Origin of the sequence: Streptomyces sp. NBC_01520 (assembly GCF_045040375.1) — a bacterium.
Classification (GTDB): Bacteria; Actinomycetota; Actinomycetes; order Streptomycetales; family Streptomycetaceae; genus Streptomyces.
Map to the genome: position 1 here is coordinate 3,951,077 of NZ_CP109404.1, position 20,991 is coordinate 3,972,067.

The window sequence follows — 20,991 nt, forward strand, 5'->3', positions numbered from 1 at the left end:
AGGGGCGTTCTCAGGCCGTCCGGGCCGGCGCACCCACCCGTATCCGCCCGCGCAGCCGCTCCAGCACCCGGCCCCGCAGCAGCTCGTACTCCTCACGGAGGCGGACGATCTCCGCCGGACGCTCGATCACCACGCCGCCGACGACGATCTCGTGCGGTGCGAACTGCTCCCGCGTGAGGTCGATCTCGATGCCCATGCCCAGGCGGTTCCACCAGTGGTGGTCGACGCGCACGCCGTCGACCCGCACCTCTCCCCGGATCAGCTCGCCGCCCAGCAGGTCGTTGACCACCAGCGCGGTGACTCCGCACTGGTCCCGGGCCGGATTGTCCGGGTCCCACCGCGGGCGCCATGCGGGCGTGGTCGTGTCCGCGTCCCAGCTGCTGCGGACGGCGGCCTCGATGTCGGCGAGGAGCAGAGGTTCCATGCCGTGAATCCTCGCACCCGCCACCGACAACGCCACCGTCCGGCGGAGGTGTTCAGTGCTCCCTGGCCCGCGAGGCGAGGATCGCGATGTCGTCCTCCGCCGTGTCCCCGAACCGGTCGACGGCCTGGTCCAGGAGGTCTTCGAGCCGTCCGCCCGCCGGAAGGTCGGCGTGCGCGTGGGCGGGCAACGGAGCCTCCAGTGGTGCGGACGCGACGGGCAGGAAGCGGGCGGAGCGACCCGTCCGCGCACCCGGCCCTTCATCGTCGGACGCCCCACCCCGCGCCGCACCTCCGCGGTCCCCGCCCGTCCGGCCCGTTCCGGTGCAGGGCGTCCAGGGACAGCGTGCCTTCGGACACCGGGGCACCCGGTGGCAGGCCGAGGGCCGTACCGATCCGGTCCGGGACCGGGGTCAGGCCCAGCAGCCCGGTCACGAGCGTGCTCGTCAGGTGGTGCCAGGCCGGGGCGCGGCGGAGCATCGCGTGGTCGCTGCCGGGGATCGTGACCAGGCAGGTGCGGGCACCCGCGCGGCGGGCCCTGGCCGTCAGCGACTGGGAGGCCTGCGGGCTCGTCACCCGGTCCCGGCTGCTGTGCAGGAGGACCACGTCGCGCCCGGCGAGCTGCGTCACCGGGTCGCCGGGCGGGCACCACGGGGCGAGGCCGACCACGGATGCGACCAGCGGGTGGCCGGCGGCGTGCAGGGCGGCGCGCGCACCCATGGAATGGCCGACGAGCACCACGGGGATGTCCCCAGCCTCACGGCGCAGGGCGTCCAGGGCCTCCACGGTGTCGTGCAGCGGATCCGCGCGGGCGCCGTTCCAACCGCGGCGCGTATAGCGGACGGTGTGCACGCGGGCCTCGCCCCGTACGGCGCGGGCCACCGCGCGGGCGATCGGCAGCATCCGCATGCCGGGCAGGTTCAGGACGCCGGGCGCGGGCGGCGTGAGGCCCGTCTCGTAGCCGCCGTGGAGGATGAGAACCGCTGCCGACGGCGGTCGTTCGGCCATGCGTACCTCCAGATCGGGGTGCGGATCCGGTGCCCGCCCTCCCCCCATGTTCGGTGCCGGACGGTGTACGGATGGGTCGAACGTGTCGATGCGTGGAAAGTGCCGTTCACTGTACGAGGCACCGAGCCACGCGCGCACCGAGACCAAGGAGCTTCCGACATGGCATCAGGACCCCGAATCGGCGAGACCGCACCGGACTTCACCCTGCCCGGCGGCATACTGGCCGACGACGTCTTCGAACGCCGGGACCACACGCTGTCCGCCGCCCGCGGCCGGTCCGTCGTCCTCGCCTTCTACCCCGGCGACAACACGACCGTCTGCACCAAGCAACTGTGCTCGTACTCCTCCGGGTTCGAGACCTTCGAAGGGCTCGACGCCGAGGTCTGGGGAATCAGTCCACAGGGTGTGGACAGTCACGAGTCGTTCGCCCGCTCCTTCGAGCTGCGCATGCCGCTGCTGGCCGACGAGGGCCGGGAGACCGCCCGGGCGTACGGTGTCACGGCACCCGGAATCGGCGTACGGCGTTCGGTCTTCCTGATCGGTCCCGACGGTGTGCTGCGCTGGAAGCACGTCGCCCTGCTCGGCGCCACGTTCCAGTCGCTGGACACCCTTGCCGAGCAGCTTTCCGGCATCAAACCCGCGTAAAGACTGCCGGGGCCCGGCAGTACCCCTCCCCGGCGGTTCATGGGATCATTCAGCCAGTTCGACGGAAACATATCGGGGGAATTCGAAAGTCGGGGGAGTGATCACGTGACCATTTTTCTTGGTCTCGGCATTGCGGGAATCGCTCTTCTCACGATCTCCCTGATCTTCGACGGAATCCTCGAAGGGCTCGTCGGCGACGCCCTGGGCGGACTGCTGAACGGCTTCTTCGACGGCCTTCTCTCACTGCCCGTCATCGCCGGTTTTTTCTCCATGCTCGGCTTCGGCGGCGCGATCGTCCTCGGCACCACCGACGTGGGCACCCCCGTCGCGGTCGCGGCCGGCGCCGCGGCGGGGATCGTCGCCGCCTGGCTGACCTGGAGACTCAGCAAGGCCCTGATGCGGGATCAGACCACCGCCACGCCACGCGGCGAGGACCTCGTCGGCACCTCCGGGTCCGTCGTCACGCCCATCCCGGCGGACGGCTACGGCGAGGTCCTGCTGCGACTCGCGGGCCAGACGGTGAAGTTCTCCGCGAAGAGCGCGGTCCCGGTCGAGCGCGGCGCCGAGATCTGGGTCGAGGCCACGCTCTCGACGACCTCGGTCACGGTCCGCCCCGTCGAGCGCTGACCGCACCGGCCCGCAGCCTGTCCGACTCCCGCACAGCCCGAACACAGTCCGAACGAAACTGCCGCCCCCTCGGGAGGCAGGGGGGACACCACTCATGAGTCCAGTAGTGATCGCCGTCATCGGCATCGTCGTTCTTGTCGTACTCCTGGCCCTCGCGGTCATCACCCGGTACAAGGTCGCGGGCCCCAGCCAGGCCTTCATCATCACCGGCCGGCGCGGCAAGAAGTCCACCGACCCGGTGACCGGCCGCACCAGCATCGACAACAGCGGCCAGAAGGTCGTGGTCGGCGGCGGCGTCTTCGTCGTGCCGTTCGTCCAGCAGAAGTTCACCCTGGACCTCTCCAGCCGGCACATTCCCGTCGCCGTACGCGGCGCCGTCACCCTGCGCGGCGTGAAGTCCAACCTCGAAGGCGTCGCGATCGTCAAGGTCGGCGGCAGCGAGGACGCGATCCGCGCCGCGGCCCAGCGGTTCCTGCAGCAGCAGAACGGCATCGTCGGCTTCACCCAGGAAGTGCTCTCCGGTGCCCTGCGCGCGATCGTCGGCCGGATGTCCGTCGAGGACATCATCCGCGACCGCGCCGCGTTCGCCGGCCAGGTCGCCGAGGAGGCCGAGGCCAGCCTCTCCGGCCAGGGCCTCATCCTGGACGCCTTCCAGATCCAGGACATCACGACCGAGGGCTCCTACCTGGAGGACCTCGGCCGTCCGGAGGCCGCCCGCGCCAAGCAGGAGGCCGACATCGCCGAGGCCATCGCCCGGCGTGCCTCGGAGCAGGCCCGGCTGAAGGCGGCCGAGGAGATCGCCATCGCCGAGCGGACGTTCTACCTCAAGCAGGCCGAGATCAAGGCCGAGACGGCAGCGGCCACGGCCAAGGCCGACGCCGCGGGGCCGCTCGCCGAGGCCGCCCGTCAGCAGGAGGTCCTCTCCGAGCAGGAGAAGGTCGCCCAGCGCCAGGCCGCCCTGACCGACCGTGAGCTCGACACGAAGGTCCGTAAGCCCGCCGACGCCGCCCGCTACCAGGCGGAGCAGGAGGCCGAGGCCCGCCGCATCGCCCAGGTCAAGGAGGCCGAGGCCGACGCGGAGCGCTCCCGTCTGACCGGTCAGGGCGAGAAGCTCCACCGCTCGGCCCTCGCCGACGCCGTACGCATCGAGGGTGAGGCCGAGGCCGCCGCCATCGCCGCGAAGGGTGCGGCCGAGGCCGAGGCCATGCAGAAGAAGGCCGACGCCTTCGCCCGGTACGGCGACGCGGCCGTGCTCCAGATGCTGGTCGAGGTGCTTCCGCAGGTGGTCGCCAATGCGGCCGAGCCGCTGAGCGCCATCGACAAGCTGACCGTCATCTCGACGGACGGTGCCAGCCAGCTGTCCCGTACGGTCACCGACAACGTGGCCCAGGGCATGGAGCTGCTGAGCTCGACCACGGGCGTCGACCTGGGCGCGCTGCTCCAGAACCTCAAGGGCAGGACCGGCGGTGCCACGGCGTCCGAGCCGGCGGCCGTCTCCGTGCCGCAGCCCGCGAACGCGAACAACAAGATCGAGGTCACGGACTGACGCACCACCGCACCACCGGGCCCGGCGGCGAACCTTCACCGCCGGGCCCGTCCGTGCGTCCGGCCGGCCGCCACCCGGCACCGGGCGGTCCGGATCCGCGAGGTGCCCTGTCGGTCGACGACGGTGATCCCCCGGGCCGCGAGGATCTCCTCCTTGCCGGGGACCATGATCATTTCAGTGCCTTCCAGCCGCTTGAGGTTCGGCAGCAGGACCATGCCGTCGAGCGAACGCGTGTCGAAGAGGTCATCCTCGCCGTCCCGGACGGGGGAGCACTCGTAGGACACCTGGTGTCCGCCGTCGACGACCGGACTCTCCACACCCGCCAGCAGTTCGTCGCTGATCTCGAGCGTCTCGAAGAAGGCCCGGGACTCGTCGAGCACCGTGCGGGCCAGGTCGTTGTCGAACACGTGGGACTGAACGTCGTCGACGCCCCTGGCCTTCATCCGCTCGTCGATGCTGAACGCCGGTGTGAGGGCCTCGTCGTTGTACATGAGCTGCTCGACGACCAGCAGCTCGAAGTTGAAGTCCTTGAAGTCGGCCATGCCCGGACGGATATCACGACGCACGGACAGGGCCGGGCCCCGGTCCGATGTGGGCGAGCACCTCGGCGGCGCCATCCTCCGCCGCGATGACCCGGGCGATTGCGGCCGCTCGGCGGCGGTAGCCCGGCTCGGTCAGGCAGGCCGTGATCGCGGAGGCGAGGGCTTCGGCGGTGAGGTCCTGGAACGGCACGGGCCGGGGGGCGACTCCCAGCCGGTGCAGCCGGGACGCCCAGAACGGCTGGTCGGTCAGGACGGGTACGGGCACGGCCGGCACCCCGGCCCGCAGCCCGGCTCCGGTGGTACCCGCCCCGGCGTGGTGGACGACGGCGGCCGTGCGGGGGAACAGCCAGTCGTGCGGGAGGTCACCGACGGCCAGGACGTCAGGGCCGGACCCGCCAAGTCCGGCCCACCCCGCCTGCACCACCGCGCGTACGCCTGCCCGCCGCACCGCCGCGGCCACCACCTCACCGAGCCGTTCCCCGTGTCCCGGTGCCATGCTGCCGAAGCCGATGAACACCGGGGGCGGACCGGCCTGGAGGAAGTCGGCGAGTTCGGCCGGGGGTTGCCAGCCGTCCGGCCGCGCGGGCCACCAGTAGCCCACCACCCGGGCCCGGGCCGGCCAGTCCCCGGGGCGCGGCACCACCGCCGGGCTGTAGCCGTGGAAGACCGGTGGGAGGCCGGCCGGTGCCGGCGGTACGTCGGCGGGGAGCCCGAAGCGCGTGCGCAGCCGGGTCGCGGCGCCCGCGAAGAGCCCTTCCGCGCGCTCCAGCACCGCCCGGCCCGCGGCGAGGTTGCCCTCCGGCCCCGGGCCGTCGGTGTCCCGCGCGCCGGGCAGCGGGAACTGCCCGGTGGCGAACGCAGGTACGAGGTAGGTGTCGACGACGGGGACGCCGAGTGCCTCGCCGGCCGCCCGGCTGAGCGGTGCCGGGCCGAAGGCGGTGAGCAGCAGGTCGGCTCCGCCCCCCGCGGCGTCCGCCACCCCGTCGGCGAGCCCGTCGACGTACGCCCTCGACAACGCCCGGGTCTCCTCCCGCGACGCCGCCCGCGACCAGGAGCGGATCAGCTCCTGCGGGTCTCCTGGCACCGGCCGGTGTTCGAGACCGCATCCGCCGACGAGTGCGGCGAAGGACGGGTGAGCGGCCACGGCGACCTCATGGCCCGCGTCCAGCAGGCGCCGTCCCAGGCCCGTGTAGGGCGCCACATCTCCCCGTGAACCGGCGGTGACGATCAGAATCCGCATCCGGCGATTCTCCACGGTGACGGGCGACGGGCGACCCACGACCGGCAACCGTCGACCGTCGACCGGCAACCGGCAACCGTCGACGGGCGACCCACGACCGGCGGCCCGCACCCGGAACCGGTCATGTCGTCGGCCGGGGATCCCGCCCCGGTGGCCCGTGGACCGCCGTCACACGGCCGGAACTCGCCGCTGGTTAGGGTAATGGGCAGTTAAAGAGATCATCAAAAGCCGCGTCGTACCGCCGCGCTCCTCGGGAGGAAGCCATGGGAACCCACCGCACGCCGCTGCCTGGAGTCGGCGTCCAGTACGACTACACCACCGAGTCGGGACAGCACATCTCCGTCGTCGTCCACCACGACGGACGGCGTTTTCTCGGGTTCTACGAGAAGGACGACCCTGATTCATGTCTGCTCTCCGTCCCCCTGACGACCTCTGAGGCCACCGGGCTCGCGCACCTCATCGACGCCGCGCCGATCGACGCCGTGCGCACCGAGGGCATCGATCTGGTCACCGAGCACATTCCGCTCGGGACCCGCTCCCCGTACGGCGGGCGGCTGCTCGGGGAGACGAAGGCGCGGACCCGGACGGGTGCCTCGATCGTGGCTGTCCTGCGCACGCACAGTGCGCATCCGTCTCCCGGGCCGGACTTCCGGCTGGCCATCGGGGACACGCTCGTCGTTGTAGGAACGCGGGAGGGCGTCGACACGCTCTCCGAGATCATTGCGGAGGGCTGACCGTGCACGACACGACCGCACTGCTGGTGGAGCTGGGCTCCGTCATTCTGGGGCTCGGCATCATCGGACGCTTCGCCGGACGGGTCGGGCTCTCACCGATCCCGCTCTATCTGCTGGCCGGTCTGGCCTTCGGGGAGGGCGGGCTGCTCCCGCTCGGTGCGAGTGCGGAGTTCACCGCCATCGGGGCGGAGATAGGTGTCATCCTCCTGCTCCTCCTGCTCGGACTCGAATACAGCGCGTCCGAACTCGTCACGAGTCTCAAGACGCAGTATCCGTCCGGGGCCGTCGACTTCGTGCTCAACGCGACGCCCGGCGCGGCAGCCGGCCTGATGCTCGGCTGGGGGCCCGTGGGGGCCGTCGCGCTCGCCGGGGTCACCTGGATCTCGTCGTCCGGCGTGATCGCCAAGGTGATGACCGACATGGGGCGGCTCGGTAATCGTGAGACGCCCGTCATCCTCGGAGTCCTCGTCATCGAGGACCTCGCGATGGCCGTCTACCTCCCGCTGCTCACCGCGATGCTGGCCGGCGCCGGCCTGGCCGGTGGCAGCATCGCCCTGCTGATCGCGCTCGGGACCGTCGGGTTCGTGCTGTATCTGGCGCTGCGGCACGGGCGGCTCATCAGCCGTGCGGTGTCCTCCGACAATCCGGAGATGCTGCTGCTCGTCGTCCTCGGGCTCACCGTCCTGGTGGCCGGGGTGGCACAGCAGTTGCAGGTGTCCGCGGCCGTCGGCGCGTTCCTCGTGGGCATCGCCCTGTCCGGTGAGGTCGCCGAGGGCGCCCGCAGGCTGCTGACGCCGCTGCGGGACCTGTTCGCCGCCGTCTTCTTCGTGTTCTTCGGCCTGTCCACGGACCCGGCCGAGATCCCGCCCGTGCTGCTTCCCGCCGCGCTGCTGGCGCTCGTCACCGTCTTCACCAAGATCGGCACCGGCTGGTACGCGTCGCGGCGGGCGGGAATCGGTCCGCGGGGCCGTTGGCGCGCGGGCGGCACCCTGGTCGCGCGTGGCGAGTTCTCGATCGTCATCGCCGGTCTGGCCGTGGCGACGGAGCCGCGGATCGGGCCCATCGCGACCGCGTACGTGCTGATCCTCGTGATCGTCGGCCCGCTCACCGCCCGCTGGACCGAGCCGGTCGCCTCCAGGATCCAGGCCAAGCTCGCCGGCAAGGGGAAGAAGCCCGCCCCCGCCGTGGCGCGTGACGAGCCGATGCCCGCGCACGACGACCTCACGCCGGAGCACGCCGGGCGCGACGCCGACTGACGGGCCGACAGGAGGAAGCCGGGCGGGGAGCTACGTCCAGCCGAACGGATCGACATCCGGCGCGGCCTGCTCCCCGCCCGCTTCCGTGAACGCCGCCAGCGCTTCGACCAGCGCCGCGCGCTGCCGGGGGGCGAGGCGTTCCACGATCGCGGCGATCTCCCTACGGCGGTCCGCCATGACGTCCGCGACCAGGCGGCAGCCCTCCGGTGTCACCCGCAGCTCGGTCTCGCGGCGGTTGTCCGGGTTGACCCGGCGCTCCGCGAGGCCGGCGGCGATCAGCCGGTCCACCATCCGCATCGCGGTGGAAGGATTGACGCCGAGCCTTTCCGCGAGGTCCACGAGCTTGGCGTCCCGGTGGGAGGAAAGCACCATCAGCAGCCGGAACTGAGGCAGGGTCACCCGGTCCTCGACCGCCGCGAGCGAGCGCACGGCGATGGTGACGAGCAGCCTCGACGCGGTCAGCACCGCATGGGTCACGGCATCGACGTCGTCGGTGGCGGCGGGGCCGGGTGGGGGCGGTTCCTTCGGATGCTCGGGCATGGCCTCTTTGTATACCGTGCCGGGCCGCCGCGTCCGAATCGCGGGCCCTCCCGTCCGGCCGGCCGGGGGAGCGCCGGAACACTTACTTCTACACAGTTGTAGAGTTCAGTGGGTTCCGCGCCGCACGCAACGCAACGTATGGAGACGTCATGGCCCTGTGGGATCGGATCAAGGAATCCGCGTCGACGATGCAGACGCAGCTGGAAGCGAAGAAGAACGACCTGAAGAGCGGGGCGTTCCGGGACGCGAGCATGGCCCTGTGCGCCCTGGTCGCCGCCGACGACGGTTCAGTCGATCCGTCCGAGCGGCAGCGCGTGGCGTCCCTGATCGGGAACAACGACGTCCTGCGGAACTTCCCCGCGGACGACCTGCAGCGCCGCTTCAACGACTACGTGGACAAGCTGACCGCGGACTTCGCCTTCGGCAAGGTCAGCGTGCTCCAGGAGATCGCCAGGGCGAAGAAGAAGCCCGCCGAGGCCAGGGCCGTCGTCCAGATCGGCATCGTCATCGGCGGTGCCGACGGCGACTTCGACGCGTCGGAGCAGGCCGTGGTGCGGGAGGCGTGCTACGCGCTCGGCCTGCCTCCGCACGAGTTCGACCTGTAGGACCACTCCCCCGTACCGCCCTCACAGTGAACGGCCGTACGCTCCGTACCGCCGGAAGACGCGGGCCACCCACCCCGGTCCGCATCCGGCAGGCCGGGGGCGCTGCACCCCCCTGTGCGTCCCCGGCCACCCCATCGGGCCCCACCAGGCGCCCGCCCGGTCAGAGTTCCTTCGCCGGCCAGTCCAGCAGCCGGGCGCCGATCACCGCGGTCTGCAGGGTGTAGCGGTGCATCGGGTCGGACGGGTCGGAACCCGTGAGCTGGTGGATGCGTTCCAGCCGATACGTCAGGGCGCGCACACTCAGCGCCAGTCGGCGGGCCGTCTCCGCGGCGACACAGCCCGCGTCGAAGTACACCGACAGCGTCTGCAGCAACGGTTCCGCACCGCCTCTGGCTTTCTGGAGCGGGCCGAGCTCGCTGCGCACCAGGTCGGCCATCGCCTGCCGGTCGCGGGTCAGCACCGGATAGACGAGCAGGTCGGCGGAGTACAGCACCGGCTCGTCGAGCCCCATCCGCTGGGCCAGGTCGATCGCGTCGAGCGCCTCGTCGTACGAGTGGACGACCCCGCCGGGACCCCGGTGCGGGCGGCCCACGGCCACCTGGCCGCCGTCCGTCGCCGCGTGCGCCTGCTTGGCGAAGTACCGCAGGACGTCGGGCTGACTGCCGGGGGCTATGCAGACGAGACGGCCGTCCTTCGTGGTGAGCAGGATCTTCCGGCCGCTGAAGCGTGCGAGCAGGGCCGCCTCCACGCTGCGGGGCACGGCGTCCGTCTCGGTGTACGCCTCGGGGCCCGCGGCCACAGCGACGGCGTGCGCCCTGGAGAGCCGCAGTCCGAACCGGGTGGCGCGCTCCGCAAGCCTGCCGAGGTCGCTGCGCCCGTAGAGCAGGTCGTCGATGAACTCCCGCCGCGCCGCCTCCTCGCGCCGCACCGTGAGCCGCTGCGCCCGCTCGAAGCCCTCCGCGAAGGCGTCGACGGCCTGCTCCACGGCCGCGAGCACGAAGTCGGTGGCACTCGCGCCGGACGCGGTGAGCGGCCAGGCCGAACGGGTCGCCGACAGGTGGAGGTTCACCAGGGCACGCAGCTGGTGGCCCGCCTCCGCGGCCTTCCTGCCGAGGGCCCGTCTGCTCTCCAGCTCGTCGCGCGTGAGCCGACGGCCGGTGTCCGCGACCTCGGTCAGGATGCGGGCATAGTCCCCCAGGAACTCCTCGGGGATCTCCGGCTCCGCCACGGTGTTCTCCTCCGTACGTGGGTCAGCGTCTCGGTCCACCAACGCACGGGGTGGAATGCCGGTGCCCGGCAGGGTGACCTCAGCAAGTTTGCCGGATCCCGGCAATGCGCGGACACGCCCCCCGCTGACACCATCTGTTCAGCAACACACGGGGGAATCACGGGGGTTACGGGGGAAGCACGGGGGACAGGAAACCGGTCGCTGCGGAACCGTTCGCGGTTTCGCGGCGCCGGTGCCCCGGCTGCCGTCTCATGGACGTCGGCACGCGCGGACCGGCTGGAACACCCGTACACGCCCGCCGAGCTGGAGCGGATCGTCTCCGTCCTGCGCCATCTGCTCACCGCCCGGGACACCGTCCTCGCGGTGAACGCGGCGTACATCGCGTCGGCGGCGCGGACCGACGCGACGCGCACCGAGCCGCCGTTCCGGCTGCAGGGCTCGTACCGCGACACGAACAAGATCGCCGAGCGGATCGTGCCCGTGATGAACGACGCCGAGCTGGCCGCCGTCGTCGACGACCACTACGCGGGCGAGGCGCAGGCCCTCACCACGGGCGCCGAGGCGAATCTGCTGAAGCTCGCCGCACTGCGCGGCACCCTCACCCCGGCACAGACGGACCGCTGGGCCGCCGTCACCGCCGCGTACGTCCGCACCCAGGCGCTCGGCGGCCCGGACGGCGACCCGATGACGCGGGCGGTCGCCGCGCTGGGGCTGCTCGCGGACCGCGTCGCGGCGGTGGAGACGGCGATCGGGCGGGCCGCCGGCCCGCGCCGCCTGTGGGCCGCCCCCGCCACCCGCCGGGGCCACGACGACTGACACAGAAAGGACAAGGCATGCTGGGTTTCGTGCCCCCACTTCCGCAGCAGTCTCAACACCCCACCGCCAGTGGCCACATGGTGGTCTGCGGCGACGACACCCTCGCGCGGCGCCTCGCCGTGGAACTGCGCTACGTGTACGGGGAGCGGGTCACCCTCGTCCTGCCGCCCGGCCGCGACACCGGTCGGCCCGACCTGCCGCTGACCCAACGCGCCCGCGCGGCGGCCCTGTTCGGCCGGATGTCCGCGGCGATGAACCGCAACGGTGCAGTGGCCGGGAGCCCGGACGACACCAACGCCGGGGTCGAGGCCGTACGCATCATGGAGGCCCACGAGCCGTCGGACGAGGTGCTGGAGGAGGCGGGCGTCGACCGGGCCGCCGCCCTCGCCCTCGTCTACGACGACGACGAGCGCAACATCCGGGCCGCGCTGACCGCCCGGCGGCTCAACCCGCGTCTGCGGCTGGTCATCCGGCTCTACAACCGCAAGCTCGGCCAGCACCTGGAGACCCTGCTCGACCAGGCCGCCGCCGTCGCCATGCCCGGTCTCGACCCGGCCGCCCTGGACGCCTCCACGACCGTCCTGTCCGACGCCGACACCGCCGCCCCGGCCCTCGCCGCCACCGCCGTCACCGGCAGCAGCAAGGTCATCCAGGCCGAGGGCCTGCTCCTGCGCGCCGCCGAACGCACCCCGCCCCGGCAGGGCGAGCTCGCCGACCCCGGCCTGTGCACCCTGGCCCTGCTCTCCTCCACCACCCACGACCCGGCGGGCACCGAAGGCTCCGACAGCAGCGGCGACGAGGGGCCCCAGCTGCTGCCCGACCGGGCGACGGTGGCCGCGGCGACCGGCCGGGGCACGGTGGTGCTGGAGGCCATCAGCCAGGCGGGACCCGACCGCACCCCGACCCGGATGGGCGGCAGGGGCGCGCCGCTGGGCCACATCTTCTCGCGCAGGCTCCGCTGGTCGGCGCTGGGCGTCGCGGCGGCCGTCGTGGCCCTGGCGGTCGCCTCGGTCGTGACGACCGGCGACAGCCCGGTGCACGCCGCCTACCTCACCCTGCTCGACCTGCTCGCGATGGGCGACCCTGCAGAGGACACGGAACCGGCGTCCCGCCGGATCATCCAGCTCCTGTCCGGAACGGCCGGGCTCCTGCTCCTCCCCCTGCTCGTGGCCGCCGTCCTGGAGGCCTTCGGTTCGCTGCGCACCGCGTCCGCGCTGCGCCGCCCGCCCCGGGGGCTGTCCGGCCATGTGGTGCTCCTGGGCCTCGGCAAGATCGGTACGAGGGTGCTGGTGCGGCTGCGCGAGATGGACATCCCCGTGGTCGTCGTCGAGGAGGACCCGGAGGCCCGCGGTATCCCGCTGGCCCGCAGCATGCACGTACCGACGGTCATCGGAGACGTCACCCAGGAAGGTGTCCTGGAGGCCGCCAAGATCCGCCGGGCCCACGCCCTGCTCGCCCTGACCAGCATCGACACGACGAACCTCGAAGCGGCCCTGTACGCCCGCTCGGTGAAGCCGGACCTGCGGGTGGCGCTGCGCCTGTACGACGACGAGTTCGCCACCGCCGTCCACCGCACCCTGCGCACCGCCCACCCGCAGGCCCTGACCCGCTCCCGGTCGGTGTCCCACCTGGCGGCCCCGTCGTTCGCGGTCGCCATGATGGGGCGCCAGATCCTCGGCGCGGTCCCGGTCGAGCGCAAGGTGATGCTGTTCGCCGCCCTGGAGGTGGGCGGCCACCCGCAGTTGGAGGGCCACACCGTGGAGCAGGCCTTCCGGCCCGGCTCCTGGCGGGTCCTCGCCCTGGACGCCACGCCGCCGGCCGACCGCCACCCGGACCTGGCCGCCGTCCCGCCGTACGACCCGTTCGGCCCGGGGGCGGCGGACCGCCCGTCCGGCCTGGTCTGGGACCTGCATCCGGGCTACGTGCTGCGACGGGAGGACCGGGTGGTGATCGCCGCGACCCGGCGCGGCCTCGCGGAGCTGCTGCGCCGGCAGCGCACGGCTGCCCGCCGCTAGGGTCATCCGTTCGGATCAGGCCGGAGCGGGGAGCGGGGCCTGGTGCGTGCGGCTGCAAGGCGGAGGATGGAGGCATGGCGGAGCCATGGTGACTGACGACAACGCCGGAGGGGGTCCCTCCCTGCCCGAGCGGAGCCGAGAGCTGGGGGAGCGCGTGCCAGGGCACGCGATCCCGGCATGATCCGAACGAGGGCGCCGCTCAGCGGAACATGCCCATCGCCTGCCGCACCTCGTCCAGGGTCTCCTCGGCGAGGGCGTTCGCCCGCTCGTTGCCCGCGCGCAGGACGTCCCGTACGTACCCCATGTCCTGCGCGTACGCGGCACGCCGGGCGCGGATCGGGGCCATCGTCGCGTTGACGGCGTCCGTCACCGTCCGCTTCAGGACTGCGGCGCCGCCGTCGCCGATCTCCGCGGCCACGTCGTGCGGGTCCCGGCCGAGGCAGAGCGCGGCCAGCAGCACCAGACCGGACACCCCGGGCCTGGTGTCGGGGTCGTAGGTGATGTGCCGGTCGGCGTCGGTGGTCGCGCCCTTGATCAGCCGGGCGGTCTCGTCCTCGCTCGCGCCGAGGGCGACGGAGTTGTTCCGGCTCTTGCTCATCTTGGTGCCGTCGGTGCCGAGCAGCAGGGGTGTCGCGGAGAGCAGGGCGTCGGGTTCCGGGAAGACGGTGCCGTACCGCTCGTTGAAGCGCCGGGCCACGGTGCGGGTGACCTCCAGGTGGGGCAGCTGGTCCAGCCCGACGGGCACGAGGTTGCCCTTGCAGAAGAGGATGTCGGCGGCCTGGTGCACCGGGTAGGTGTACATGAGCCCGCTGACGGCGGACTGCCGGGAGTGGGCGATCTCGTCCTTGACGGTGGGGTTGCGGCCCAGTTCGGCGACGGACACCAGGGACAGGAACGGCAGCAGGAGCTGGTTGAGGGCGGGTACGGCGCTGTGGTTGAAGACCGTCGTGCGCGCGGGGTCGATCCCGATGGCCAGATAGTCCAGCAGCAGCCCCTCCACGTACGCGGTGAGGCGCTCGGCGACGTCACGGTCGGTGAGGACCTGGTAGTCGGCGATGAGGACGAAGACGTCGACGCCGAGGTCCTGGAGGCGCACCCGGTTGTGGAGGGTGCCGAAGTAGTGGCCGAGGTGCAGGGCGCCGGTGGGCCGGTCCCCGGTGAGGACCCGGAAGCGGCCGGGGTCCTGGGCCAGTTGCCGCTCCAGCTCGGCGCTGCGCGACCGGGCGGGGCTGACGGGCAGGTCGGTGGTGATGGTCACGGGGTCTCCTCGCGGTGGTGTGTGCGTGGAGGACGGCCCGCGCCGTGGGGCACCGGGGCAGCGAAAAGGGCCGTCCATGTTCGAACGGCCCTGGTTCCGTGCTGATGAAGGTGGCCGCTCCTAGGAGGAGCGCCACCAGTTCCGGCACAGTACGGAGGTCATGGTGTGAGTGTACAAGGCACGGGTCGTCGGGTCAGGGATTTCGGGGGTGCGCGGGAAAGCCGTGGGTGCGGGCCGAGACCACCACGGCCAGGACGGGCGCCAGCAGGACCAGCACGCTCCAGGGGAAGGATCCGGTGCCCAGCAGGTCCAGGAGGACCCCGCCGGCCACTCCGCCCGCGGCCATGGCGACGTTCCACAGGGTGACGAGCATGGCCTGCGCCGCGTCGGCCGACCCACCGCCCGCCTCCCCGGCCGCGGTCTGCAGGAGCGTCGGTACGCCGCCCCAGCCCAGCCCCCACAGCAGCACGGCCGCGTGGACGAACAGGGGCCTGTCGGACAGCACGGCGAGGAGCGCCGCGGCCACCGCGACCAGCAGGGTGCCGGCGATCATGAGGGCGCGCAGCCTGTGGCTGATGAGCAGGCCCACCACCCAGATGCTGACGAGCGAGGCCGCGCCGAAGACCAGCAGCACGAGGTCGACGGACCCGCCCATCCCCGCGTGTTCGAGGAACGCGGCGATGTACGTGTAGAGGATCGTGTGGGCCAGGACGAAGACCAGGGTGACCACCAGCACGGGAGTGACTCCCGGGACGCTCAGGGCGTGACGCAGGGGGGTACGGGCGCCGCCCTTCCCGGTGCCGGGCTGTCCCGGCACCTTCACCGCGATCCACGCCAGCAGGAGGACCGTGAGGACGGTCATCGACAGGAACGCGGTCTGCCAGCCGACGGCCTTGCCGAGGAAGGTTCCGGCCGGCACCCCCAGGGCCAGGGCGAGCGGGATGCCCGCCATGGCGACGGCGATGGCCCGGCCCTGGAGGTGGGCGGGTGCCAGCCGGCGGGCGTATCCGGCGAGCAGCGCCCAGGCGAGCCCGGCGGCGACCCCGGCGAGGAAGCGGGCGGCCATGGTCAGGGGGTAGTTCACGGACAGCGCGGTGACGGTGTTGGCGACGGCGAAGCCGGTCATGGCTGTCAGCAGGAGGCGCTTGCGGTTCCAGCCCGCGGTGGCCGCGGAGAGCGGGACGGCCGTCAGGACCGTGCCCAGGGCGTAGACGGTGACGGTCTGGCCGGTGGCCGACCGGCTGACGCCCAGGTCCGCGCTCATGGCGGGGAGGAGTCCCGCGGGCAGGGTCTCGGTGAGGCTGGTGACGAACACGGCGGTGGCCAGGGCGAGCAGCGCCGCCATGGGGAGTTTGCGGGGCGCCGGGTCGGCCGGTCGCGTACGGGAGGTGTCGGCCGGCTGGTTGAGGGGCAGCTCTGTGCTGGGCATGGCTGCATGCTCAAAGCCTCACATTGATGTGAAGGTCAACCGACGACGAAGTGAGGTGGGTCACATGCTGATCGGGGAGCTGTCGGACCGCACGGCCACGTCCCGCCGGCTGTTGCGGTACTACGAGGAGCAGCGGCTGATCGTGTCGCAGCGGTCCGCGAACGGCTACCGCTATTACGACGAGGCCTCCGTGGACCGCGTGCTGCAGATCCGCGGACTGCTGGACGCCGGTCTGCCGACCCGGATCATCAAGCAGATCCTGCCCTGCCTGAACAAACCCCGGGCGATCCACTTCCCCGACGCGACCCCCGAGATGCTCGGAACCCTGGAGCGGGAGCTGAACCGCATGACGGACCGCATCCGCTGCCTGGAGCGCAACCGGGACGCGGTGGCGGAGTACCTGGAGGAGGTCCGGCGGGACAGGGCCCCGGCGGCGACCTGAGCCCTACTTGTCCGCGTGGCCGCCCACGTAGAACAGCAGCATGACGAAACCGGCGAAGAGGTGCGTCGCGAAGACGTAGACGAAGACGCGCAGGGCGACGCCGCGTTCCTTCCAGCGCTCACTCTCGGCCATGCGCCCCGTCCCTCTCGCCCCGCAGCCCACGCCGGGCTCCACCCCCAGAGTACGCGGCCACGGCTCCGCACCCCCGGGAATAGGGGGCGGGGGTCTCCCGTTGTAGGGTGTGTTCACATAGTTCAACGTTCAACCATTTCCATTTCAGGAGGCGGGCGCCATGCAGTTCGGGATCTTCACGGTCGGGGACGTCACGACCGACCCCACGACCGGTACGACGCCGAGCGAGAACGAGCGGATCAAGGCGACGCTCGCGATCGCGCTCAAGGCCGAGGAAGTGGGCCTGGACGTCTTCGCGACCGGCGAGCACCACAACCCGCCGTTCGTCCCGTCGTCGCCGACGACCACGCTCGGCTACATCGCCGCCCGCACCGAGAAGCTGATCCTCTCCACGTCCACCACCCTGATCACCACCAACGACCCGGTGAAGATCGCCGAGGACTACGCCACGCTGCAGCACCTCGCGGACGGCCGCGTCGACCTGATGATGGGCCGCGGCAACACCGGGCCCGTCTACCCGTGGTTCGGCAAGGACATCCGTGAGGGCATCCCGCTCGCGATCGAGAACTACGCCCTGCTGCACAAGCTGTGGCGCGAGGACGTCGTGGACTGGGAGGGGAAGTTCCGCACACCGCTGCAGTCCTTCACCGCGACCCCGCGCCCGCTGGACGGCATCCCGCCGTTCGTGTGGCACGGCTCCATCCGCTCCCCCGAGATCGCCGAGCAGGCCGCGTACTACGGCGACGGCTTCTTCCACAACAACATCTTCTGGCCCATGGAGCACACCCGGAAGATGGTCGCGCTCTACCGCCGCCGCTACGCCCACTACGGCCACGGCACGGCCGAGCAGGCCATCGTCGGCCTCGGCGGCCAGGTGTTCATGCGGAAGAACTCCCAGGACGCGGTACGGGAGTTCCGCCCGTACTTCGACAACGCCCCGGTCTACGGTCACGGCCCCTCCCTGGAGGACTTCACCCGGGAGACCCCGCTGACCGTCGGCTCCCCGCAGGAGGTCATCGAGCGGACCCTGTCCTTCCGGGACGCCGTCGGCGACTACCAGCGCCAGCTCTTCCTGATGGACCACGCGGGACTGCCCCTCAAGACGGTCCTGGAGCAGCTCGACATCCTCGGCGAGGAGGTCGTCCCCGTGCTGCGCAAGGAGTTCGCCAACCTGCGCCCGGCCGGTGTGCCGGACGCCCCCGTCCACCCCGCGGTCACCGCCGCCCGTGCCGCAGCCGACCCGAAGGAGGTCTGAGGACCGTGTTCGCCACCACCCCCCTGAAGATCGTGGCCGTCGCGGCCGGGCTCAGCAGCCCCTCGTCCACCCGGCTGCTGGCCGACCGGCTCGCCGAGGCCACCCGCGAGCGGCTGACCGCCGACCAGGACCGCCAGGTCGATGTGCGGGTCGTCGAGCTGCGTGACCTGGCCGTCGACATCGCGAACCACCTGGTCACCGGATTTCCGCCGGCCGCCCTGAAGGAAGCGATCGACGCCGTGACCGGGGCGGACGGGCTGATCGCCGTGTCGCCCGTCTTCACGGCCTCGTACAGCGGACTGTTCAAGTCGTTCTTCGACCTGGTCGACAACACCGCCCTGACCGGCAAGCCCGTCGTCATCGCGGCGACCGGCGGCACCCCCCGGCACTCGCTGGTCCTGGAGCACGCCATGCGTCCGCTCTTCGCCTACCTGAGGGCGGTCGTCCTGCCGACCTCCGTGTACGCGGCGTCGGAGGACTGGGGTTCGTCCGGCGACGAGTACACCGAGGGGCTCCCGTCCCGGATCCGGCGCGCGGGCGGCGAGCTCGCCTCCGCCGTCACGGGGCGGACCGTCTCCGGGGCGACCCGCGCGCTCACGCTCGACGACGGCGAGGACGCGGTCGTGCCGTTCGCCCAGCAGCTCGCCGACCTGCGGGTGAACTGACCGGAACGTACGGGCCCCCGAGCCCCATACGACCGGTTTGACTAGAGTTGTCACGGATAGACGCATCATGAGATGCAGGCCGTACGTGAACCGAACAGACGGAGGCAGACATGGGCAGGATCGTCGTGGGCGTGGACGGCTCGGACGCGTCGATCAAGGCGCTGCGCTGGGCCGTGCGCCAGGCCGAGCTGACCGGTGACACGGTCGAGGCGGTCAACAGCTGGGAGTACCCCGCGACCAGCTGGGCGTCCATGATGCCGGGCATGCCGGAGGACTTCGACCCGCAGGCCGTGGCGACGGTCGCGCTCAACGAGGCGCTGGAGGAGTCCCTCGGCGCCGAGGGCGCGGCGGCGGTGGACAAGATCGTGGTGATCGGCAATCCGGCGCAGTCCCTGCTGGAGCGGGCGAAGGGCGCGAATCTGCTGGTCGTCGGCGCCCGCGGCTACAGCGGCTTCAAGGCGACCCTGCTCGGCTCCGTCAGCCTGCACGTCGCCCAGCACGCCTCGTGCCCGGTCACCGTCGTCCGCGACTGACCCACCCCCGCTTCCCGGACGGGACGAACGGCGGGCCGCTTCCGACGAACGGCGGGCCACTTCCACGGTGGCCCGCCGTTGCCGTGCCGGAAGTGGTCAGCCCTGGGCGGTGACGTGGTCGGCCACCCGGCCGAACTCCTTCGTGGGCGAGAAGTCGACGTACTCGCAGTCCTCCAACGCCTCGGGGACGGGGCCGGGCGCCCAGCAGAAGGCCTGCCCCTCCTCGCAGACCTCGTACGACTCCGAATCCGCGTGCCGCATCTTCAGCCGGCCCTTGAGGAGATAGCCCCGGTGGGGGCAGGGGCACACGTCCTCCGGCAGGCCCTTGAGCGCCGCGAGGACCCCGTGGACGGTGCCGGTCGGCACGGCGGGGTCGACGCCGTCCACCGCACGGTTGTCGCCGAAGACCTTCACCAACTCCGTGGTCTCCACGGCAAGTCCGGTGCTCATGGGAGGCGCGCTCAGTCCTCGTGCGTGTAGAAGACGTAGAACGCGGAGACGAGCATCCCCGCACCGACCACCAGGCCGATCACGCTCGACATCAGCACGCTGCTGCCGTTCAGGCTGTGCAGGTAGCCGACCGCGCCCCCGGCCAGCGCGCCGTACGCCGCCGCCCGCAGTTCGCGCGGCAGGGCGCGTTGCGTCCGGCCCAGCAGGAAGCAGAGGGCGGCGAAGGCCACCCCGGAGAGGACGCCTAGCCAGATCTGCCCGCCGGTGGTCGCGCCACCGTCCCGATTGATGAAGAAGGCCCAGAAGCCGAGGATCACACCCAGTGCGACAGGCAGCGCCCACGCCGTCGTGCTGTGTCCCTGCCGTGCCGGCGTGCGGGTCCGGCCGCTCCGCCGGCGCACCGGCATCGTCGCGTGTGTGGCCATGTCGGACAGCTCCTTCCCTCGCCCCCGTCCATCGGTCCGTTTCCTCCAGAGCACACCCGGCCGCGCCGCCCGGCAACTCGAATGGCGTACGGCCCGGGGCGCCGCCCCGCCGTACGGGATTGTCTGGGGCTGTGCGGACCTCTCTCTCAGCGGCTGTCCCGGCGGTACTGATCGTGCTGCTCACCGTGCTGGTCCCGGTGAGCGCGCTCTCCGCCTGGGTCGACCTGGAGCTCGACGACACCGACCGTTATCTCGCGGCCGTCTCGCCGCTGGCCTCCGACCCCGACGTGCAGGACACCGTCGCCTCGGTGATCACCGTTGAGGCGATGAAGAACATCGACGTCGGCCCGCTCCAGGGGACCGTCGCGCAGTTCGTGCACGAGGCGGCGCGGTCGTTCACCACCACCGAGGGCTTCCAGCGGGCCTGGGACTCCGCGAACCGGACGGCGCACGAGGCCGTGACCGACGCGCTGCACGACGACGGCGGACAGCCCGTGACCATCGATCTGACACCGGTGATCGAGGAGGCGAAGCAGGACTTGATCAGCGACGGTGTGCCGTTCGCCGACCTGATCCCGGTCCGGGACACGTCGATCACCGTGCTCACCGCCGATCGCGCGGAGGAGCTGCGGGGCTCCTTCCGGTGGCTGCGGTACTGCAGCGTCTGGCCGGCCGTCGGCACGGTGGTGCTCCTCGTCCTGGTGCTGGGCCTCGCGCTCGTACGGGGCGGTGCGAGGGCCGGCCTGGGGGCCGCCGCCGCGGCCGGGGGCGGGTTCGTGCTCGGCGCGGTCGTGCTGCGGGTCCTGGTCGCGGTGGGCCGCTCGCGGGTGCTGGACCGGGTGTCGGGCAGCGACCGGGACGGTGCCGCGGCGGTGTACGACGCACTGACCGCCTCGCTGCGGACGACGGTGTGGATCGTGCTCCTGGTGGGGGCGATCCTGCTGATCGGCGGGATCGCGGGACGGATCCTGACGGCACGGAGGACCTTGGGGCGGTAGTCGGTAGTCGGTAAGCGGTAGTCGGTAAGCGATCGGCTGTCGGCTGTCGGCTGTCGGCTGGAGGACGGGATCGGCCCGTGCCGGTGACCAGCAGCACGGCGACACCCGGGGGAGCAGCCGGTGTCCGGCCGCGCGGGGCGGCACGGTGGGGCGCCGCGCTCCTGCTGGCGTCACGTCCGTCC

Annotated in this window: 23 protein-coding genes and 2 pseudogenes; 13 read left to right on the top strand and 12 right to left on the bottom strand. The window is 72.0% G+C overall.

Annotation, left to right across the window (positions count from 1 at the left end; genetic code table 11):
* Positions 1 to 10: 10 nt before the first annotated feature.
* From OG524_RS17675 to OG524_RS17685, 3 genes are all read right to left on the bottom strand, one after another.
* Entirely contained in the window at positions 11 to 424 is a 414-nt protein-coding gene (locus OG524_RS17675; protein WP_405389869.1) for a hypothetical protein, read from the bottom strand.
* Positions 425 to 476: 52 nt separating this feature from the next.
* Positions 477 to 611 carry a hypothetical protein gene (locus OG524_RS17680; protein ID WP_405393423.1) on the bottom strand — a complete coding sequence of 45 codons (135 nt, stop codon included), beginning with the start codon at positions 609 to 611 and terminating at the stop codon, positions 477 to 479.
* 70 nt (positions 612 to 681) lie between these two features.
* The gene (locus OG524_RS17685; protein ID WP_405389868.1) at positions 682 to 1,428 is read right to left on the bottom strand and encodes an alpha/beta hydrolase; all 747 of its coding nucleotides are present in this window, start codon (positions 1,426 to 1,428) and stop codon (positions 682 to 684) included.
* 159 nt (positions 1,429 to 1,587) lie between these two features.
* Here OG524_RS17685 and OG524_RS17690 point away from each other — a divergent pair, with 159 nt between their 5' ends.
* From OG524_RS17690 to OG524_RS17700, 3 genes are all read left to right on the top strand, one after another.
* Complete coding sequence (locus tag OG524_RS17690) at positions 1,588 to 2,073, top strand: peroxiredoxin (protein ID WP_405389867.1); 486 nt, start codon at positions 1,588 to 1,590, stop codon at positions 2,071 to 2,073.
* A gap of 105 nt (positions 2,074 to 2,178) precedes the next feature.
* Positions 2,179 to 2,700 (top strand): hypothetical protein, encoded by a 522-nt coding sequence (locus tag OG524_RS17695; protein ID WP_405389866.1) that lies wholly within the window; start codon positions 2,179 to 2,181, stop codon positions 2,698 to 2,700.
* Positions 2,701 to 2,794: 94 nt separating this feature from the next.
* Entirely contained in the window at positions 2,795 to 4,246 is a 1,452-nt protein-coding gene (locus tag OG524_RS17700) for a flotillin family protein (protein WP_405811011.1), read from the top strand.
* 35 nt (positions 4,247 to 4,281) lie between these two features.
* Here OG524_RS17700 and OG524_RS17705 read toward each other — a convergent pair whose 3' ends face one another.
* Together OG524_RS17705 and OG524_RS17710 are read right to left on the bottom strand one after the other, a co-directional pair.
* A complete protein-coding gene (locus OG524_RS17705; RefSeq protein WP_405811013.1) occupies positions 4,282 to 4,788 on the bottom strand; it encodes a DUF6892 domain-containing protein in 507 nt (168 codons plus the stop codon).
* A 13-nt stretch (positions 4,789 to 4,801) separates the two neighbouring features.
* Positions 4,802 to 6,028: a glycosyltransferase gene (locus tag OG524_RS17710; RefSeq protein WP_405389863.1), complete on the bottom strand. Its 1,227-nt coding sequence runs from the start codon at positions 6,026 to 6,028 to the stop codon at positions 4,802 to 4,804.
* 263 nt (positions 6,029 to 6,291) lie between these two features.
* On the opposite strand from OG524_RS17710, the gene OG524_RS17715 reads away from it, so the two are divergent.
* Both OG524_RS17715 and OG524_RS17720 read left to right on the top strand, forming a co-directional pair.
* Positions 6,292 to 6,762 carry a cation:proton antiporter regulatory subunit gene (locus OG524_RS17715; RefSeq protein ID WP_405389862.1) on the top strand — a complete coding sequence of 157 codons (471 nt, stop codon included), beginning with the start codon at positions 6,292 to 6,294 and terminating at the stop codon, positions 6,760 to 6,762.
* Positions 6,763 to 6,764: 2 nt separating this feature from the next.
* A complete protein-coding gene (locus OG524_RS17720) occupies positions 6,765 to 8,018 on the top strand; it encodes a cation:proton antiporter (protein ID WP_405389861.1) in 1,254 nt (417 codons plus the stop codon).
* Between the two features lie 30 nt (positions 8,019 to 8,048).
* Here the strand turns inward: OG524_RS17720 and OG524_RS17725 are convergent, their stop codons facing one another.
* Positions 8,049 to 8,558, bottom strand: a complete 510-nt coding sequence (locus OG524_RS17725) for a MarR family winged helix-turn-helix transcriptional regulator (RefSeq protein WP_405389860.1) — start codon at positions 8,556 to 8,558, stop codon at positions 8,049 to 8,051.
* A gap of 149 nt (positions 8,559 to 8,707) precedes the next feature.
* Here OG524_RS17725 and OG524_RS17730 point away from each other — a divergent pair, with 149 nt between their 5' ends.
* Positions 8,708 to 9,163, top strand: coding sequence for a tellurite resistance TerB family protein (locus OG524_RS17730; RefSeq protein WP_405389859.1), 456 nt, complete (start codon positions 8,708 to 8,710; stop codon positions 9,161 to 9,163).
* Between the two features lie 160 nt (positions 9,164 to 9,323).
* Here OG524_RS17730 and OG524_RS17735 read toward each other — a convergent pair whose 3' ends face one another.
* Positions 9,324 to 10,391: a PucR family transcriptional regulator gene (locus OG524_RS17735; protein WP_405389858.1), complete on the bottom strand. Its 1,068-nt coding sequence runs from the start codon at positions 10,389 to 10,391 to the stop codon at positions 9,324 to 9,326.
* A 258-nt stretch (positions 10,392 to 10,649) separates the two neighbouring features.
* On the opposite strand from OG524_RS17735, the pseudogene OG524_RS17740 reads away from it, so the two are divergent.
* Positions 10,650 to 11,207, top strand: a pseudogene (locus OG524_RS17740) (DNA repair ATPase); the annotation flags it as partial.
* Positions 11,208 to 11,224: 17 nt separating this feature from the next.
* The gene (locus OG524_RS17745; RefSeq protein ID WP_405389857.1) at positions 11,225 to 13,222 is read left to right on the top strand and encodes an NAD-binding protein; all 1,998 of its coding nucleotides are present in this window, start codon (positions 11,225 to 11,227) and stop codon (positions 13,220 to 13,222) included.
* Positions 13,223 to 13,421: 199 nt separating this feature from the next.
* On the opposite strand, the gene trpS is transcribed toward OG524_RS17745, so the two are convergent.
* Together trpS and OG524_RS17755 are read right to left on the bottom strand one after the other, a co-directional pair.
* Positions 13,422 to 14,480, bottom strand: coding sequence for a tryptophan--tRNA ligase (trpS, locus tag OG524_RS17750; RefSeq protein ID WP_405389856.1), 1,059 nt, complete (start codon positions 14,478 to 14,480; stop codon positions 13,422 to 13,424).
* Between the two features lie 193 nt (positions 14,481 to 14,673).
* Positions 14,674 to 15,909, bottom strand: coding sequence for an MFS transporter (locus OG524_RS17755; RefSeq protein WP_405389855.1), 1,236 nt, complete (start codon positions 15,907 to 15,909; stop codon positions 14,674 to 14,676).
* 64 nt (positions 15,910 to 15,973) lie between these two features.
* On the opposite strand from OG524_RS17755, the gene OG524_RS17760 reads away from it, so the two are divergent.
* Complete coding sequence (locus OG524_RS17760) at positions 15,974 to 16,351, top strand: MerR family transcriptional regulator (protein WP_405389854.1); 378 nt, start codon at positions 15,974 to 15,976, stop codon at positions 16,349 to 16,351.
* Between the two features lie 3 nt (positions 16,352 to 16,354).
* On the opposite strand, the gene OG524_RS17765 is transcribed toward OG524_RS17760, so the two are convergent.
* Positions 16,355 to 16,483 (bottom strand): DUF6126 family protein, encoded by a 129-nt coding sequence (locus tag OG524_RS17765; protein WP_405389853.1) that lies wholly within the window; start codon positions 16,481 to 16,483, stop codon positions 16,355 to 16,357.
* A gap of 160 nt (positions 16,484 to 16,643) precedes the next feature.
* Here OG524_RS17765 and OG524_RS17770 point away from each other — a divergent pair, with 160 nt between their 5' ends.
* The 3 genes from OG524_RS17770 to OG524_RS17780 all read left to right on the top strand — a co-directional run bounded on the left by OG524_RS17770 (position 16,644) and on the right by OG524_RS17780 (position 18,936).
* On the top strand, positions 16,644 to 17,738 hold the full coding sequence (locus OG524_RS17770) for an LLM class flavin-dependent oxidoreductase (protein WP_405811019.1): 1,095 nt from the start codon (positions 16,644 to 16,646) through the stop codon (positions 17,736 to 17,738).
* A 5-nt stretch (positions 17,739 to 17,743) separates the two neighbouring features.
* Entirely contained in the window at positions 17,744 to 18,403 is a 660-nt protein-coding gene (locus OG524_RS17775) for an FMN reductase (RefSeq protein ID WP_405389851.1), read from the top strand.
* Positions 18,404 to 18,513: 110 nt separating this feature from the next.
* Positions 18,514 to 18,936, top strand: a complete 423-nt coding sequence (locus tag OG524_RS17780) for a universal stress protein (RefSeq protein WP_405389850.1) — start codon at positions 18,514 to 18,516, stop codon at positions 18,934 to 18,936.
* Positions 18,937 to 19,272: 336 nt separating this feature from the next.
* Here the strand turns inward: OG524_RS17780 and OG524_RS17785 are convergent.
* Together OG524_RS17785 and OG524_RS17790 are read right to left on the bottom strand one after the other, a co-directional pair.
* Positions 19,273 to 19,386, bottom strand: a pseudogene (locus OG524_RS17785) (daunorubicin/doxorubicin resistance ABC transporter ATP-binding protein DrrA); the annotation flags it as partial.
* A gap of 11 nt (positions 19,387 to 19,397) precedes the next feature.
* Positions 19,398 to 19,811, bottom strand: coding sequence for a hypothetical protein (locus OG524_RS17790; protein ID WP_405389849.1), 414 nt, complete (start codon positions 19,809 to 19,811; stop codon positions 19,398 to 19,400).
* Positions 19,812 to 19,942: 131 nt separating this feature from the next.
* Here OG524_RS17790 and OG524_RS17795 point away from each other — a divergent pair, with 131 nt between their 5' ends.
* Positions 19,943 to 20,809, top strand: coding sequence for a hypothetical protein (locus tag OG524_RS17795; protein ID WP_405811022.1), 867 nt, complete (start codon positions 19,943 to 19,945; stop codon positions 20,807 to 20,809).
* The last annotated feature ends 182 nt before the right edge of the window (positions 20,810 to 20,991 follow it).

What these genes read in the sequence shown, in the direction of transcription:
- OG524_RS17700 (WP_405811011.1), top strand. Translation starts at nt 2,795, where the DNA reads ATGAGTCCAGTAGTGATCGCCGTCATCGGCATCGTCGTTCTTGTCGTA.
- OG524_RS17675 (WP_405389869.1), bottom strand. Translation starts at nt 424, where the DNA reads ATGGAACCTCTGCTCCTCGCCGACATCGAGGCCGCCGTCCGCAGCAGC.
- OG524_RS17770 (WP_405811019.1), top strand. Translation starts at nt 16,644, where the DNA reads ATGCAGTTCGGGATCTTCACGGTCGGGGACGTCACGACCGACCCCACG.
- OG524_RS17730 (WP_405389859.1), top strand. Translation starts at nt 8,708, where the DNA reads ATGGCCCTGTGGGATCGGATCAAGGAATCCGCGTCGACGATGCAGACG.
- OG524_RS17755 (WP_405389855.1), bottom strand. Translation starts at nt 15,909, where the DNA reads ATGCCCAGCACAGAGCTGCCCCTCAACCAGCCGGCCGACACCTCCCGT.
- OG524_RS17685 (WP_405389868.1), bottom strand. Translation starts at nt 1,428, where the DNA reads ATGGCCGAACGACCGCCGTCGGCAGCGGTTCTCATCCTCCACGGCGGC.
- OG524_RS17765 (WP_405389853.1), bottom strand. Translation starts at nt 16,483, where the DNA reads ATGGCCGAGAGTGAGCGCTGGAAGGAACGCGGCGTCGCCCTGCGCGTC.
- OG524_RS17745 (WP_405389857.1), top strand. Translation starts at nt 11,225, where the DNA reads ATGCTGGGTTTCGTGCCCCCACTTCCGCAGCAGTCTCAACACCCCACC.
- OG524_RS17705 (WP_405811013.1), bottom strand. Translation starts at nt 4,788, where the DNA reads ATGGCCGACTTCAAGGACTTCAACTTCGAGCTGCTGGTCGTCGAGCAG.
- OG524_RS17760 (WP_405389854.1), top strand. Translation starts at nt 15,974, where the DNA reads ATGCTGATCGGGGAGCTGTCGGACCGCACGGCCACGTCCCGCCGGCTG.
- OG524_RS17780 (WP_405389850.1), top strand. Translation starts at nt 18,514, where the DNA reads ATGGGCAGGATCGTCGTGGGCGTGGACGGCTCGGACGCGTCGATCAAG.
- OG524_RS17710 (WP_405389863.1), bottom strand. Translation starts at nt 6,028, where the DNA reads ATGCGGATTCTGATCGTCACCGCCGGTTCACGGGGAGATGTGGCGCCC.
- OG524_RS17790 (WP_405389849.1), bottom strand. Translation starts at nt 19,811, where the DNA reads ATGGCCACACACGCGACGATGCCGGTGCGCCGGCGGAGCGGCCGGACC.
- OG524_RS17690 (WP_405389867.1), top strand. Translation starts at nt 1,588, where the DNA reads ATGGCATCAGGACCCCGAATCGGCGAGACCGCACCGGACTTCACCCTG.
- OG524_RS17725 (WP_405389860.1), bottom strand. Translation starts at nt 8,558, where the DNA reads ATGCCCGAGCATCCGAAGGAACCGCCCCCACCCGGCCCCGCCGCCACC.
- OG524_RS17715 (WP_405389862.1), top strand. Translation starts at nt 6,292, where the DNA reads ATGGGAACCCACCGCACGCCGCTGCCTGGAGTCGGCGTCCAGTACGAC.